Origin of the sequence: Bosea sp. NBC_00550 (assembly GCF_026020075.1) — a bacterium.
Lineage (GTDB): Bacteria > Pseudomonadota > Alphaproteobacteria > Rhizobiales > Beijerinckiaceae > Allobosea.
In genome coordinates this window covers 3,326,081-3,342,066 of record NZ_CP102772.1, presented here as the reverse complement: position 1 = coordinate 3,342,066, position 15,986 = coordinate 3,326,081, and the positions used below count along the sequence as shown (strand labels likewise).

Sequence of the window (15,986 nt, the reverse complement as noted above, 5' to 3'; positions counted from 1 at the left end):
GACCATGCCCGTGTCTAACCACGCCCTCGCGGTACTCGACCGCATCGAAGCCATTGAGATGCGCTCGCTCGAATGGGGGTTCACCGATGGCTCGTTGACCGAGGATGAAGCCTTCGATCTGGGCGATAAGGTCTGCGAAGTCGCTGGGGTCAGCGGCACCGACGGGCAGGACCTCGTCGAGGAATTGATCGACGCCAAGCTGATCTTCGAGATGGCGAGCGTCGGCGGCGACGTGCGGATCCGGTCGCGCTTCGCCGAAATGATGCGGCTGCTGGCCGCAAACCGACAGCTATTTCCCAACAAGCCCTGGCAGGGTGCGCCGTCGCTCGTCGCCGACTTCCGCGTCGACTGCCGGCCGCGGCGCTTTCCACAGCGCCTGCGTTTGCCCGCCGATATCCTTGCCGAGCACGTATCGGTGCTGGGCGGGTCACAACTGCGTCAGGATTTGTGGCAGGCGCTGACCGCGCGCGTTGGCATGAAGCTGGCGGGTTTTCAGGAACGCGCGGCGTTGCGTCTTTCGGCGGCGACCGACGACGGCGGCACGATCGTCACTGCGGGCACCGGCAGCGGCAAGACCATCGCCTTCTATCTTCCTGGCATGATCCGTATCGGCGAAGCGATCGGTGCCGATCACTGGGTCAAGGCGATCGCGATTTACCCGCGGATCGAACTGCTCAAGGACCAGTTCGCCGAGGCGTTTCGCATGGCGCGAACGATCGATCAGACGCTCGCCGTGCATGGGCGCCGGCCGCTGATCATCGGCGCCTTGTTCGGGAAGACCCCGACTCGCGCGACCCGCCAGGAACTGACCGACAAGAGTTGGGTCCGGCGTGGCGAAGACTTTGTCTGCCCCTGGATGCGCTGTCCACGCTGCGACAGCGAACTCGTCTGGCGCGCCGTCGATATCGCAGCGGGCACCGAACGGCTGACCTGTGTCCAACCGGGCTGCGGCCAGGCGATTGGCGACGACCAGATCGTGCTGACCCGGACCCGGCTGCAGCGCAATCCGCCCGACATCTTGTTCACTACGACCGAAATCTTGAACCAGCGCCTGTCCGATCATTGGATCCGCAGTCTGTTCGGCATTGGGCTCTCGTCGGCGCGCAAGCCACTGCTCGCCCTGCTTGACGAGGTCCACACCTATGAAGGCGGCACCGGCGCGCAAGCCGCGCTGACGCTGCGCCGATGGCGGCATTTGCTGGCGGCGCCGATCTCGTGGGTCGGTCTCTCCGCCACACTCGGCGATGCCGCGCGCTTTTTCTCCGATCTGACCGGTGCGGATCTCGATGACGTGGTCGAGATCACACCGACGCTCGAAGAGTTTGAGGAGCGGGGCGCCGAATATCAAATCCTGCTGCGCGGCGACCCGGCGTCGCGAGCGTCTTTGCTCTCGACGACGATCCAAACCTCGATGCTGCTGCCCCGGCTGCTCGATCCGCCCGGCGCAACTAACGCGTCCGGTGCCTTTGGCCGGCGCGCTTTCCTGTTCACCGACGACCTCGATGTCACCAACCGCCTCTACGACGATCTGCGTGATGCCGAGGCCTTCACGATTTTCGGTCGACCCGATGCGGCGCGGATGCCCTTGGCGAATATTCGCCGGGCCGGGCCCGATGCCGCGGTTCGCGACGTCCAGGGCCAGCGGTGGCGGATCTGCGAGGATATCGGCCATCCGCTCGATCGCCGGCTGGTCGTCGGCCGCACTACATCGCAGGACGCAGGGGTCAATCAATCGGCCAATATCGTGGTTGCGACCGCGGCGCTCGAAGTCGGGTTCAACGACCCTCTCGTCGGCGCCGTCATCCAGCACAAAGCGCCGCGCGGCATGGCGTCGTTCCTGCAGCGCAAGGGGCGCGCCGGTCGTGATCGCGCGATGCGCCCGATCACCTTAACGGTCCTGTCGGACTATGGCCGCGACCGCGCTTTCTACCAGGCGTTCGAGCATCTCTTCGATCCCTCGCTCGACCCTCAATATCTCCCGATCCGCAATCCCTATGTGATGAAAATCCAGGCGGTGTTCGCGCTGTTCGACTGGCTGGCAGCGACTACCGCGGGCTATGAAAAGGCCTGGCAGTGGAACCTGCTCAGCCGCCCGCTGCCGCGGGCAACCCCCGCCGAGCGCGCCGTGCTTGATCGGACCCGCGCCAAGCTCACCCAATTGGTGCAGGGCGACGCCGCCACCATCGACGATCTCCGCAGCTACCTCATGGGCGCGCTCGGGATCGACCGTACGGCGGCTGAAACACTGTTATGGGAAGCACCGCGCTCGCTGCTGCTCGAGGCGGTACCGACCTTGGTCCGGCGGCTGTTCCGGGGCTGGCAACTCGCGATCCCGAATGCCGGCGCAACGCTCGACCTGCAAGTCGACCATCATCCGCTGCCCGACTTTGTGCCGCGCAACCTGTTTAGCGACCTCAGCCTGCCCGAAGTGCGGGTGATTGTTCCGCCCGCGACGGTCAATCATGAGGAGCGTGTCGAGCAGATGCCGATCCTCCAGGCGCTCAATCAACTCGTGCCCGGGCGCGTGACCCGCCGCTTCGCGCATGAGCGCGGCGCGCTGTCGCACTGGATCCCGGTAGATCCGGCGTTTCCCGAACAGGATCGCCGGATCAGCGACTATGCGGTGGAGCATGAGTTCGTCGGCAGCTTTAGCGGGAGCCTCAACGATCAGTTCGGCGGACCGCCGCTCCTCGTCTTCCGACCCTGGACCGTGCGCCTCGAGCGTGCCGCTCGTACCGAGGCGCTGCCGAGCAGCAATGCCCGTCTCGTCTGGCAATCCGACATCGTCGCCAATGGCGATGCCCTTGGCGTGCCGGTCCCGACGCGTTCGGAATGGCGCGACCATGTCCGCGCGATCGACTTTCACTTGCACCGGTTTCGCTCAAGCGTCAGCGTCCGCCGCTTTGCTGGGACGGCTCAGGCCAATATTCGGACACTCCAGGATGATCTTCCTGTCACGCTCACCTTCACCAGCGACGATTACCGCCCGGCCGCCGTCGGTTTCGAACTGGAGGTTGATGGGTTCCGTCTCGACGTTGCGTTGCCCGACGCCGAGACGCTCGCGGGCAACAGCCTGCCGCCCGACGTTCTCGCTGCCAGCAAGCTTGCCTATATTCGCGACCTGATCCGGCTCGACCCGGAACTGCCCGATGACCTTAACCGGTTCCAGCGCGAGTGGTTGATCCAGTTCCTGCTGTCGGCGGTACTCGCCGATGCCTCGAGCAATGACCGGCCGCTTGCTGAAACGATCTCTGACCTCCTCGACGACGACCGGATCGAAGGTGTGTTTCGCGCTGTCATGGACGATGTGTTCGGCGCTATGCCGCCCACGCCACCCGATACCGACGACACGCAAGACAGCGATGCGGACGATGACGCTGATGGCAGTGGTGGCCATTCCGCAGGTGGGCCGGATGGCGCCGGCGCTGCGGCCGGGAGAGGGCGCTTGCAGCAGGCGCTGCTCCAGCAACTGGGTCGGCCGATCGTCCGTGAGCGGTTGCGCGCACTCGCCGCGCAACTCCTCTCGGTCGATCCTGCGGCGTTCAGCGCCTGGCTTCGCCGCCTGATCCTGGAAACGCTCGGTGAGGCAATGCTTCAGGCGTGCATCGCGGCAGCACCCCGACAGGCGACCGTGGACACCTTGCTCGTCGATATCCGCGACGATGCAGCATCCGATATCGCGAGCGTGTGGATCAGCGAGACGACACTTGGCGGCGCGGGTGTCCTCGAAGCCTTTGCCGACCGGTTTGCGTCCGAACCACGCCTGTTCTTCTCGGCGCTCGATGCGGCGCTGGCCCCCAGCGACCTTGAACTGGTCGATGGCGGCTTGCGTCAGATCCTTACCCTCAGCATCAACGATAGCGAGATAGGCGAACAGGTCGCGCGGCTGCGTGCCACCAATTCGCACAGTGAGCGCGCGATTCTCTGGCGCACTTTGTCGCATCACCTCGCGCAGCGCGGCGGGATTGACCTCAGCCATGCGCTGTCGGTCTCTCTCAACAACCGCTTGCTGCGCGCAGGCTCAGGACCACAACTCGACCAACTGCTGCTCGATTTGCAGGCCCACTGGGACGCAACACAAGACCGGTTCGGCATTGCCATAGGCTTGCGCGAATTTGCCTATATCGCGAGCCGCGATGCGACATTGTCGACCGCCGTTCGCGCGTTCTTGGCAGCAACGCTCCCAGCCGCCGCGATTGCGCACGTCACGGTTCTGTCGGCGATTGCGAGCCTGTTGTGGCCGCGCGCCAACGAAGTGCGTCAGCGAGTCCTGCAATCCTACAATCCGTTCCGGCAGACGCGGTCGACCGATCCGGCGGTTGTTCGCCATCTGCTGCTCAGCCGGGCGATCGCGACGATCGCGTTCAGCGATCCCGATTGGGAAACGCAACTCGCCGCTGCCTTTGAAGCTCAGGGAACGGGCCGTCTTGTCGCCGACGCCGGCGAGGCCAGGCAATTTCGCGCTGCCCTCGTCCGACTTTCGGTGACGCCAGTCAGTGTGGGCGCTCTCCAGTTCTTCCCCGCGATCGAACGGGTCGAACGCGCGGACTGCAGGATCCTGGTAACGCTCACACTGAGGGAGCAGATCTGATGACGCATCCCTCCCGCGATTTACATGGCCCAGCGCAGTCGCGCGCGGTGCGCGATCTGTTCCAGACACTCTTCGTCGCCGAACTCATACAACCCAGCCCGAAATTGTGGCTGTTCTTTGCCTGGATCAGCGATGTCGAGATCATCGACAATTCAGCACGCGAATTTGCAGCACTGGAGCCGGACTGGCCGGCTGCCCCGATCCGGTTGTCGCAATTGCTGCGCGCACTCCTCGCACGCGGCGTTCAGATCAGGCTGGTGATCCGCGAAGATGGCCACAATGACTATTTCATCGCACGATTGCAGACCCTAAAGGCGCGTTACGACGATCAGATCAAATGGACTGTGCAGAAGAGCTTCCATGCTAAGGGTCTGTTGGGCGCAGATTATTTCCTCAGCGGCTCGATGAACCTTACGCTCAACGGTATTTCTACCAACGGCGAACATCTTGTCCTACGCACCGACCCAGCGGCGGTCGCCGAACAGTCGATCGAGCTTGAATCGCGGTGGGAAGGCCAGATGACATGATCGGCACAAGCCCCGATGCGGCCCGGGAAGTGCTTGCGGATCTTATCGCGCTCCAGCCATGGGTTGGCGCTAGCCCCGACTTTGCAGCGCTCTGCGCGGATGTGACCCAGTCTGTAGTTGATGAGGCCTTTCCCGGTGCGCTCGTTCCCGTCGTCAATAGCGACGGATCCATGCAGATCGATGTGGCGGCGCCGACCATGTCGAACTGGCGGCGCCTCAAACCCGTCCTGCTGGCCTTTGCCGGGCCGACAGTCACCGGCTTCGATGGTGTGCCGGTGCCCTTCGACGCCGCTGATCCGGTCGGCGCCCGCCTGATGCTTGTCGCGCCAGGGGTAACGGCTATCATGCCCTTGCCGATGGATGAGCGGTCACGCATCGGGGCGTTACGCGCGGTGCTTCGCGCGCGTGATACCTTAGCCCGCGCACCCGAATTGCAGCGCTCGGCGCCGGTTTCGACCAGTTGGTTGCTCGGCCGCTTTCAGGACTATCTGAATGTCGGGCGTCGAGACGCAGCCACGGGTGTGCTCGAGCGCCTCCGCAGCGAACTCCGTCTCGACGCGCTCAACCTTAAGTTTCTTAAGGTCCAATTGCTCGCTGTCTTCGAGGACTGGACGGGAATTGTCGCGCTACCAGAGTTTCCAAGCCTTAGCGTTGCGCGCAGGACACCTGCGATTACAGCCATTCTCCTTGAGGCGCTCTATCAAACCCACATTGCGGGGTCGTTCGATGCCGGCAATATTGCCGATACGCGCACTGCGTTCGAGGCTTCAGTTCAATCTCTCGTCCAGTCGATGCTTATCAACGGTGCGCCGCTAGGATTGGGGGCGGGGGGATGGCGTCTCCTAGGTCTCGAGGCACTTTCAGACCCTGGTCGCCAAGACCTTCTGGCGATGCTTGTCGACCGTGGGGAAGAACTGGGGTGGATCGCGGACCTCTTGCCCGCGCCGGCGCCATCCGGACCGCGGGCTGTTGATGTTGCAGCGCCAATAGATACGGCGCGGGACGCGCTTATACAGGCCGAGGCTGTCGACAGTATTGACCTGCTTGCCGACGCAATGGCCGCGATGGCACGGCTCAGTCCGGACGAACTGGCATTACTTCGCGAGACCATGCCGTTCCGCCCGATCGTGCATGTCACCGACGAGTTCGCGAATATCGCGCCGCCAACATCCTGGATCGCCTGGCTGGATCGTGCCGCGGATCCGACTTTTGCGGACGCGCTTGATATCGCACGCCGCGGTAAGGATGAATGGGAAATCGGGGCATCAACCGGTGACCCGGCCGCGGTTCGAGCACTCGTCGCGGCGCTCGAAAAGGCGCAGGGCGATGATCTCGCCGCCGATCGCACCACTCAGGCCCTGCCCTATCTGGTTGCCTGGCTGCAGCGGGACGCGGAATTCCCAAGAGCAGCGCTGTCCCCGGTCTATGGAAGGTTGCTCACCCTGTTCGCGCTGGGGACCGCGCGCGGAGCGACAATTTACGAGTCGAGCCAAGTGCTGGTGGAAGCACTCCTAGCCTCGGGTGTCGACCAAAAGTCCTATCGCGACCTGATCGCCGATATCGACGAAATCTCTGGCGACGGCTTTGGAGTCGACATGATCTATTGGGTTCTCGAACTCGTCGAGAGTTTCATGAACGCCGCCGCGCCCGATGCGAGTGCCCGCGAGACATTTCTCCATCGGATCCTCGCCCGCATCGTTCCAATCTATGCGCGGTTAACCGGCCTTCAGCGGGTCACAGTCAACTTATTGTCGAGCGAACTCGGTTGGTCGCTGCCGATAACAATGGCAACCGATGCTGTATCGACGAACGACGGCCTGGCAGGCCGATTGGCTGGCTTGCGCATCGCTATCTATTCGCTGACGGAATCATCGAGCCGGCAAGCAAAAGGTGCGCTGGAGGAGATAACGAAGGCCGTCCTGGTCGATACAAATGCCGATCACGGCGGTAGCGCTCGGTTGCGCGCGCTTGCGGAGAACTCCGATCTCTTCGTAATGACTTGGCTGTCAGCAAAACATGCAGCCACCGATTTCATCCGGTCTCATCGCGGCGACAAGCCGCTAATCTATTCTCGCGGTAGGGGGTTCTCGAGCACGCTTCGTGCAATTGAAGAGTTTTTGATGTCGCGAGGAAAAACGACGGCATGAGGTTATGTCCTAGATTAAACCGGCGTCGAACAACGCGGCACCTTTCCTCCCATGATCGGCCTCGGGGCCCTCAGTTTTGAGCGCTTTTTTGCGGTTGTTTGCGAGGCTAAGCCAAGAGTGAGCGGCCGAGACGAATGTCTATTCTGAGTTTGGCCTGAGGGGGAATGGCTTGCTAACGGGTCGAAGTCGGACACTCCTTGTCCGCACTCCATCCTGCCGCGATCGCATTGCACCCGGAACGGACCTTCGTGCGAATGAGGCCCAAAGCAGCCGCATTGCTGCCTTACCTTGTTCGCACAGTCGCCTGCTAGCACGAGCCTATCAGATGCTGAATCGGAAGGGTGTCTGGCAACCGGGCCAGAGCGGAAATCCCAAAGGCCGGCCCTCGATCAAGGCGCCGGTGGAGGCGCTGGCACGGGAGCACACCGAGGAGGCGGTTCGGACACTGGTCGAACTGATGCGCAACGGCTTTCCGGATACCGTGAAGGGCGCGGCGGCCAACGCCTTGCTGAACCGCGGCTGGGGCTTACCGCGGCAGTCGATCGAGGCCGACACCGTGCTTCCGCCCCTCGAGCGCATGACACTTGAGCAAGTCGAAGCCGAACTTGCGAAGCTCAGGCTTACTGGGGCGCTCGAAGACCAGAAAGACGAGGATTGCGGGTAAGCGCGTCAGCGTGCGATCCCTTCCACTATTCGGCGCTATAGCGTTTTCCGTTTCCAATTCAAGCTTTCTGCCGGATGGGAGGCCGGCAGGCATTGCTCGCAGTTTGTCTCTCGATGTTGGCGAACGCGTCGTTGCGGTGGTTTCAGGCAGGATGTCGCGGCGCCAGGCGAAGGAGCGTTTCGGGGTAAGTGTGGCGAGCGCGCTCCGCTGGTGCGTTCGCGACCGATAGGCGGGCAGTCCGGCTGCGAAGCCACGCGGTGGGGACCAACTCTCGGCGCGGATCGCAGCGCAGAGGGAGCAGATTCTCGTGCTTGCCGATGATCTTGACGACATCACACTTGCCGAGCAGTGACAACGCGTTGGTATCGGTTCGCTGTTGCGCTTCTTCGCCCGTCATGGGCTAACCTGTAAAAAGACCGTGCACGCGGCGGAGCAGGGTCGTCCTGACATCCTGAAGCGGCGGCGTATCGCTCTGCGGGAATTGCGCGAACTGCTCGGCTACTGCAGGGTGCGGCAGCATCATTCGGGCAGCATCCCCCTATTTGGTCCTCGCTCGCGCCCATTCGAAGAGTGGGAAAGACACGTCGCGGCGCTGCCGTTGTTCCAACTGAGCCAGCGATCCTCTTGGCATGTGCATCGGCGCTGTCAGGCTCTATGTCGACGATACGGCCGCCTGACACACGATCCCCGCTCCGATATGTTTTTGTTGCAGCGCGCACTCCAGACCGGTGAGATAGCTTATCGCCGTGTCGTGGCATGTGAGGTCCGCGCGAGTGAGCACTATTGTTTCAGCAGGCTTTTTGCGCTGCGGCGGGCTTGGCCGCTATGAGAGAAGAGCTTTGCCGGAGCGAGAAGCCGGCTCGCCATCAAGGTTACTTCAATGCGGCCACTCAAACTTTTCCCCGTCTGGCGCGAGGCATGGTGTAGCGCCGCTGACATTCCCCGGCTGTTGCAGGGGGCAGAAGAACTGCTTGCGCGGCGCAGCAAGGGAAATCAGCGCTTTCCTATCGTGCCTGACACGGCCGTCGAGCGGAATTCGATTGTAGCCGACGCCATGGGCCGCTGGCTGCAGGGCGAGCCGCCTCCCCCCAGTGTCAGACCGGCTGGCGAGGTCGCAAAAGCGCTCTACGATCAAGCCTGGGCGGTCCTGCGGCCCGCCGCATGGCCACGCTGGCTGCTGCTTGAACATGCCTTCGAAGACGCGTCTGAAACCGGCGACCTGCATTTCGCGGCACTAATCCTGCGCACCATGTGCGAAGAGCTTGAACGCCTGCGCCTTCTGGACCTGGATCAATTCCAGTTCGTGGAGATGGCCACTTCAGAAAACCCTGACGAACGCCGGAGCTTTCTGGAAGTTCTAGCGTGTGCGCGGGCCTGCCTCAAGCCGCTGGAGATCGACTTTCTTGATCCCCCGAAAAGCGAGCGCGGGGCAGACGAGCCTCACCGGGATGGCGAACTCGAAAAAGCCCGATCATCTCTCAACGACTATATTCATCCCAACTATGGAAGCCATGTGGCCGCCCTCTATCCGGAACGCGATACGGCCGGACGCATATTGCTGAACGCTGCCGTTGTCGCCTACCGTGAGTTTTTCAAACTTTCGTGGAGTGAGGAGCCGTTACGTGGAGCGAGCAGGCCGGTTCCGGTCCAGCACCTGAGTTGGTCCCGCGCGGCCCGCGAAGTCGTGTCGCAGAGCTTGCCAGCCGCCAGAGAGATAATGCCCGCGCTGGCCATCCCGCAGGTCCTCGACTGGCTGACAAAACCGTCCGATCCCGCGATTGATTTTCTTGCCTCGCCGGCGGCAGCCCCCCTTGTTGACTTGCTGCCGGAGGCTCTCAAAAGCTGGGACGTGGCCGCTGGCCCCCAGGGCCAGCCGGTAGCGCCGGCCGCTTTGCTGTATTTGGCCTCGGCTCGGCGGTCCGAAGCCCTGTTTACAGAGGAATTTCCGAATGGGGCGCCCCCCGTGAAGGAAATAGATCGCTGGCTGTCGTTTCTCTCCAGATCAGTCGAGCTGCTCACCTTGCTGAATGCGGTCAAGGAGGAAACTTTCAAACGCCAGCTTATAAGGCAGCTTGCCCAAGCCAATCCTCTTGCCATTGATATCTGTGTCCGCTCACTGATCGAACACCGCGCAACCGTGACGATATTGCCGGGGCGCCTCGCAAGGAAGTGGGTTGAAGCCGCCAGACGGTTCCAGCCCGGCGCCGGCTTGCCGCCGGCAATCAAGCAAATGGATGACGCGATCGCAAAGCTCCTGGCAGGACAACGCAACAGCGCCGAAACTTTGATGCCGTTCGCGATCCGGGAGGATGGCACTCCCATCCCCCCGTCCTTCAGCCTTTCCTCCCTAATCGGCGAGGCGTTTGAAAAAGGCTCCCTCCACGCCCAAGCCTACGCCTTCTCGTCAGCAACAATCCATGCGCGCGCCACGCGCGGCGTGGAGCTTCTCATCGATCGCGCTGGCAAATCTGCAAGACGGTCGCGTTTGTCAGGCTTAAATATCCTCGATTGGGTTTGTGACCAGCGCCAGAGAAAGGAATACCTCTTCCCTGCGCTGCAAATTGTCTTCATCGCCCAACATGCGGCCCGGCATATTGGGGGCGGCGCCGGTCAGGATTTGAAAAAGGCGCGCCAAGCGATGGGCCACTACGAAGGAAACCTCAAGCCCGGAAAGGACTATACGGGCGACGGGACTCGGGCGTCGTCGATCGTTTTCAGAGAGCACCTCCTTTATTACGTGGCGCTGAAGCGCTTCCTCGATCAAATGAACATCGAGCCGGACCGGCTACAAATCGCTTCTAATGATCGGGGGCGTTGGTGCGAAATTTATATGGGACAGGGGCGCGAGTGGTGGTTCGAGGTCTCTGATACACTCGGCCTCCTCGGCGGTTCAGACGACACAAAGCGCATCTAGTCCTCGTTGTCCCCGTCGGGCTCGATCAACTTCGCTCTAGGTCGAGCTTGCTCTGCGATTGAGCCGATTGCGCATGTTGATAATTGCGCGCGCCGTCCATTGGCCTCCTCGAGCCGTCGAGATCCCGCGTTCGGTGAGCGCCTTGGCGGTGGCGTTGGCGCTCGTGACGCCCTGCGCCTCAAGCTCGAGGAAAACGCTCGCCAAGCGCTGAGCCCGCTCGTCCGCCCCGGCCTGGATAACCTGGCGCGAACGCTGCCTGCCGCCCTCGATATGCGGCAGCATCGCCCTGATGCCATTCGGGTTGCCGAGCTTCGTCCCGCGCGCCTTGGCGGCGGCGAGCGCTGCCTTCGTGCGGGTCGAGATCATCATGCGCTCGGCCTGTGCCACCACCGCCATGATGCCAACGACCAGTTCGTTCGCTTCCGGCATATCAACAGCGAGGAACCTGACGCCGGCCTTCTGCAGGCCGAGCAGGAAATGGGCATCGCGTGACAGTCGATCGAGTTTCGCTATCACCAGCGTCGCACCATAGAGTTTGCAGGCCTCGAATGCCGCCTGAAGCTGGGGTCGATCGGCATGCTTGCCGCTCTCGACTTCAACAAGCTCCTGCTTGAGCTGCCAGCGCCCGCCATCAAGGAAATCGGTCACGGCCTTGCGCTGCGCCTCGAGACCCAGACCAGAGCGTCCCTGACGCTGCGTCGACACGCGGAGATATGAAACGAATTTACCGTGATGCGGGGGCATGCATAACGTTCTACCGCACATTAGAATATTATGCAAAGCCGCCGCTTGGCTCCCGGGCGGTGTATCGAAGCCAATGTTGCGCGGCCGAAGCGCACGCTCGCTGCGATTCACATACCCGGCGACGTTAGTTGTGCGCGGTATCGATCCCACGCTTGCAAGTGCACCTCCGACCCCGCCCTCGAGTTGCGTGGGACGTTTGTCAGGCCGGCGGCGTCACCAGGCGCCGCAAAACGATGCCTGCCCAGGACGGCCGACTGCCGTAGCAAAAGGTCCAACGTAGCGGATAGGCAGCGGATGGTAGTCGACGCATCCGCTACGTTCACCCCATTGAAAACAGAGGCGCTTTTGGCGTTGTATGGGATGTAGTGAATGTTTTGAGCATTACGGACCATCCCGGGGCCAGGCCCTCGAGGCGCTCATTTCGTTTCCGCCCAGGAACGGCCGATCTTCACCACGACGAGGTCATGCAACGGCGCGCCGGGGAAGGTCACCGCGAAAGCGGCGGTCATGGCCTCTTTAAGGATAACAGCGGTACGCGCGGCATCGGCTTTCGCCACTTCGAGCACAAACTCGTCGTGCGGCGCCGCGACCGGGCCACCATCAATACCCGCAGCGAACAACGCCTCATCTATCGCGGCGAGGGCAAGCATGAAGGCATCGGCGCACGCGCCCTGGATCGGGAGGTTCAGGCACTGCGTGTAGCGGAAACCCTCTGGATTCCAGTGGATCTCGTGCACCCGCCCACCCTCGCGCCCGATCGGGATCTCCCCCTTGCGCTCGCATGCCCGGCTGAAGTCTCGGCACCATCGCGGATAGCCGGGGTAGGTCCCCTCGTAGGCATCGATCCACCCGCGCGCCGTCTCGGGGTCGAGGAGGAGGCCGTACTGCGCCCGCGCCGAATCGACGAGGCCCCGGGCGCCTTGCCCATAGAGCCGGCCGAAATTCACCGGCTTGGCGTGTTTCCGGTGCAGCGCGCGCGTCTCCTCGGGCAACGCCAGCCACTCGTCCTCGCCCAGGCCGAGCATGGTCCGGGCGGTGAGGACGTGCAGATCCTCGCCGCGTGCGAATGCCTCCGTCATGTTCTCCTCGTTGGTGATGCAGGCCGCCGCCCGCATTTCCATTGATGACCAGTCGCCCGCGACGAGGACATAACCCGGCTTGGCGACGAACAGCGTCCGGAAACTCGGCAACCCATCGACGGGTTGCTTGTCAGGGACGTTCTGCATATTCGGCTTGTCGCAGGTGCTCCGGCCAGAGATCGCGCCGGCGATCCTGTAGGAGGCATGGATGCGGCCGGTGACGGGTGAGACCTGCGCCGCCAGCCTCTCCCCGTAAGTACTGAGCTGCTTGTCGATCCGCCCGATGGCGACGAGAATTTGCAGGAGCGGATGCGCGCCGGCGCCGGCTGTGAGGTCGACCCGCCGGGCACTGAGCTTGTCACTGCTTGGCGTACGCGGCCAGGCCTCCCGCTCCTGTTCCGGCAGGAGCGTGTTGAGCAGGGCTTCCACCTCCGGCGCGTTTTCGGGCACTCCCGCCCGGCGCAGGTCCATACGACCGGCCTGGACACACTCGCGATCATAGGCTCCGACGAGCTGCGCGCGCTCGGCCTTGAGGGCGGCCACGAGAGCCGCGTGCGCGGGGACGTCAAGCAGGATCCCGCGCAACTGCATGCGCACGACGGCAGGGATGGCGCCAACCTGGATATCGTAAGCGGCGCGGCGCTCACCGAGGAGCGGAAGAACCACCCGGGCGAGGTGCCACGTCACAACCGCGTCCGTCGCCGCGTACTCAACCTGCGGCAGGGTAAGGTGCGGCGCTCCCCAGTCGGACGTCTGCAGAGCTTTGGAAATTTCGAGGCCGAAGTAGGTCGCCGCGGCGGTCTCCAGGGACGTCGAATCCGGGCCGTTGAGGAGCCGCGTGGCCTGCAGAGTGCAATGGACGCCTACGGGCTCGATTTGGCGCTGCGCGAGGTAGCCGAGGTCGAATGTCGCGTTGTGCATGACGATCGGGTGCTCCCAGACGGGGGCGAGCACGGCCCAGTTGACGCAGGTCATGTCGATGACTCCGACGCGGGCGCCGCCGGCGTAGAGCGAGCAGAGCCGCACCGTCGAGCGGTGCGGATCGAGGCCGGCCCGCTCGGCGTGATCTCGGGCACTCGTCAGCGCGGCAAGCCCTGCTTTGGCAAGGGCGAGCGCCTGCGCTGCGCCTTGCGGGTCTTCAACGGAGGCGCTTGCCGCGCTAGCGCCTCCGGCACCGCGTCGCGCTGCAGCGCGGCGCTCTGTGTGGGCGCGGACCTTCCCTTCTGCCTCGGCCACCCGGAGCCGAAGGTCTGAGAAGCGCGCCCGCTCGCTTGGAAGGGGGGCGGTTTCGAAGTCGACGGCGATGAGACCCCCGCCCGCATCGGCAGTGATCTCGGCGACGAGGGCCGCAGCCGCAACCGCGTCGGTGGCGTAGGACAGCCGGGCCACGAAACGAGACAGCGCACTGGCCGGTCGCGGGCTTTCCGGATGCGCCGGCCCGCCCGCGGCGGTCGGAGGGATGGGCCATTCAGAAGACGGCCTGTCCATACGCGTTACTCCCCGACCTGGGGAGGCGCCCCGTTCGGGCGTGTCCGCCGCCGCGCCGGACCGGGTCCGATGCCGGCTGAGCCCAATCCTTCGCCAGGAGGGGGCACCCTGAACCCGTTTTCGCCCGCTACATCCGCTACTTCGCCTGAAACATGATTGTTATCAATATCTTGTGCTATATTCGATGCTTTCGAACCACCCGCTACGTATCCGCTACGTTGAGGCACATCCGCGACCTCCGCGGCGCCACACTGCGCCGATGCCGCGCCGTGTGGCGGAGACGCGGCGGACGCAGCCTGACCATCCGCTGCGTCGTGAGCGTCTGAAGCAGCTTCGCTTTCCGCGCTTGCAGCGGACGCGTCGGATGGTTCTGGCTTTTCTGACCCCTCTCCGCGCTGTGAACTAGATGCGCTGGGAGCGTCGCGGCCGAGGTACCGCCTCCAGGCTTCGCGCAAATGCTCTTCCGTGTAGCCTCTGCGGGACTTTCCGTTCCCCTCACGCCATTGACGGCCACGCCGGAGCGCTGCGGCCTCCTCCGGGTTGTCAGGCCGGAACAGGAAGCCGGCAAGCTCGTCGCGAAGCCAATAGGCGGTGATTGCGCGGCCATTGTTCGCTTCCTCCCACGGCGACTCATCCGTCTGCAGCAGCGCCTGGAGGAGGGCCTCCGTATGAATGCGCCTTACCTTCTTCTCGGAAAATACCTGCCAGATTGCATCGAGTAATTGCAGAGCGAGGCCGTTGTCCTCCTCGCCAAGGGCCTCGCTCGCCGCCTGCCTCACGAGGTCCGTCCACTGGCCACCGGCTGCCTCCGCAACGACGAACAGGTTGCGCCAGTTATCGCCGATCCGGTTGAAGAGTTCTGGCGGCATGGCAACGGCGGGAAGCTCCGGAAGGTCGGCAGCCCAACGCGCGATCTTGCGGCGGCAATCGACGAGCGTCGGACTTTGTCCGTTGACGAGGTGCTCCCGCTTCTCTCCTTGGGTCGCCTTGTGGAGCGGGATCGCAATGCTGCGGTCTTGCAGCGTCTCGGGGAGAATTTTGAGCCCCGCCATAGCGATGCCAGCGAAGGTTTTGAATTGGTGGACAACCCAACCTCCATTGTCCGTCGGAACGGACCGGATGACATAGGCGCCGGCCCTGCGGTGGCCGCTGTTCAGGATAGCCAACAGGTCCGGATTGCCGTTCTTGTTCACGACGTTGTCGGCCTCGTCGATGAGGAGGGTTGGGTGCATCCCGTCGATGACGCGAAAGAGTGACGAAGCGGTGATTGAGCCGGCGATGATCGGATTGGGGGTCAAGTTATCGATGCATTCGAGCAGGGTCGACTTGCCTGAACCTTTGACCTGGCTCCGTATGGCGAGCCGCCAGCCGTTCCCGTCGGGTTTAACGGGTTTTTCCCGAACTGCTCCGCCAATCTCCGGAAGCTGCGTATCGAGTAGGACGACTTCGGCCGCGGAGAGGCCAGGTGGCGGGGACGATTTGCGCTTTTTCGTCGACACGGGCGGCTCTCCGAAGATTAGGACGTGCCCCGCGGGGCCGGCAGCCAGGTGCTAAGCGCAAGGAGTTCGCGTTGCGCGTGCAGCAAGGCCATCGATCAAGTCGGCCACGCGCCACCCAAGTTTGCGCTCGCTGAGCCGGATCGGGATGGGCACCTTTCCCGTCCTGTAAAGGCGCCGCCAATGATCGAGGCTGACGCCCCAGAAGAGCGCGGCTTGCTTGCTGTCGAGGATGCGATGGTGGGTGAGGTCTGACGGAAGGTCTTGACCGTTCATGTCGCGGCTCCAAGGGTTTTGCCTCGCCTTGCGTGGCGGTCCCGATGAAAGTCGCTTTCA

9 protein-coding genes are annotated in these 15,986 nt (G+C 63.3%); 5 read left to right on the top strand and 4 right to left on the bottom strand.

The window, feature by feature from the left end:
• The first annotated feature begins 10 nt into the window (after nucleotides 1-10).
• The 5 genes from dpdJ (at nucleotide 11) to NWE53_RS16045 (ending at nucleotide 10,843) form a co-directional block, all read left to right on the top strand.
• Entirely contained in the window at nucleotides 11-4,591 is a 4,581-nt protein-coding gene (gene dpdJ, locus NWE53_RS16065; RefSeq protein WP_265050381.1) for a protein DpdJ, read from the top strand.
• Entirely contained in the window at nucleotides 4,591-5,118 is a 528-nt protein-coding gene (dpdK, locus tag NWE53_RS16060) for a phospholipase D-like domain-containing protein DpdK (protein WP_265050380.1), read from the top strand. The genes dpdJ and dpdK overlap by 1 nt, the downstream gene beginning before the upstream one ends.
• Nucleotides 5,115-7,265: a protein DpdD gene (gene dpdD, locus NWE53_RS16055; protein ID WP_265050379.1), complete on the top strand. Its 2,151-nt coding sequence runs from the start codon at nucleotides 5,115-5,117 to the stop codon at nucleotides 7,263-7,265. The genes dpdK and dpdD overlap by 4 nt, the downstream gene beginning before the upstream one ends.
• A 325-nt stretch (nucleotides 7,266-7,590) precedes the next feature.
• The gene (locus tag NWE53_RS16050) at nucleotides 7,591-7,929 is read left to right on the top strand and encodes a DUF5681 domain-containing protein (protein WP_265050378.1); all 339 of its coding nucleotides are present in this window, start codon (nucleotides 7,591-7,593) and stop codon (nucleotides 7,927-7,929) included.
• An 880-nt stretch (nucleotides 7,930-8,809) separates the two neighbouring features.
• Complete coding sequence (locus NWE53_RS16045) at nucleotides 8,810-10,843, top strand: hypothetical protein (RefSeq protein ID WP_265050377.1); 2,034 nt, start codon at nucleotides 8,810-8,812, stop codon at nucleotides 10,841-10,843.
• A gap of 36 nt (nucleotides 10,844-10,879) precedes the next feature.
• Here NWE53_RS16045 and NWE53_RS16040 read toward each other — a convergent pair whose 3' ends face one another.
• The 4 genes from NWE53_RS16040 to NWE53_RS16025 all read right to left on the bottom strand — a co-directional run bounded on the left by NWE53_RS16040 (nucleotide 10,880) and on the right by NWE53_RS16025 (nucleotide 15,926).
• The gene (locus NWE53_RS16040; protein WP_265054927.1) at nucleotides 10,880-11,587 is read right to left on the bottom strand and encodes a recombinase family protein; all 708 of its coding nucleotides are present in this window, start codon (nucleotides 11,585-11,587) and stop codon (nucleotides 10,880-10,882) included.
• Nucleotides 11,588-12,003: 416 nt separating this feature from the next.
• Entirely contained in the window at nucleotides 12,004-14,154 is a 2,151-nt protein-coding gene (locus NWE53_RS16035; protein WP_265050376.1) for a DNA polymerase, read from the bottom strand.
• A gap of 5 nt (nucleotides 14,155-14,159) precedes the next feature.
• Entirely contained in the window at nucleotides 14,160-15,653 is a 1,494-nt protein-coding gene (locus NWE53_RS16030; RefSeq protein ID WP_265050375.1) for a DUF3631 domain-containing protein, read from the bottom strand.
• A gap of 51 nt (nucleotides 15,654-15,704) precedes the next feature.
• Nucleotides 15,705-15,926, bottom strand: a complete 222-nt coding sequence (locus NWE53_RS16025) for a helix-turn-helix transcriptional regulator (protein WP_265050374.1) — start codon at nucleotides 15,924-15,926, stop codon at nucleotides 15,705-15,707.
• Between the last annotated feature and the right edge of the window lie 60 nt (nucleotides 15,927-15,986).

Bases quoted from the DNA above. Each gene is read 5' to 3' on its own strand.
- NWE53_RS16040 (WP_265054927.1), bottom strand. From the start codon at position 11,587: ATGCCCCCGCATCACGGTAAATTCGTTTCATATCTCCGCGTGTCGACG.
- NWE53_RS16050 (WP_265050378.1), top strand. From the start codon at position 7,591: ATGCTGAATCGGAAGGGTGTCTGGCAACCGGGCCAGAGCGGAAATCCC.
- dpdD (WP_265050379.1), top strand. From the start codon at position 5,115: ATGATCGGCACAAGCCCCGATGCGGCCCGGGAAGTGCTTGCGGATCTT.
- NWE53_RS16045 (WP_265050377.1), top strand. From the start codon at position 8,810: ATGCGGCCACTCAAACTTTTCCCCGTCTGGCGCGAGGCATGGTGTAGC.
- NWE53_RS16025 (WP_265050374.1), bottom strand. From the start codon at position 15,926: ATGAACGGTCAAGACCTTCCGTCAGACCTCACCCACCATCGCATCCTC.
- dpdK (WP_265050380.1), top strand. From the start codon at position 4,591: ATGACGCATCCCTCCCGCGATTTACATGGCCCAGCGCAGTCGCGCGCG.
- NWE53_RS16035 (WP_265050376.1), bottom strand. From the start codon at position 14,154: ATGGACAGGCCGTCTTCTGAATGGCCCATCCCTCCGACCGCCGCGGGC.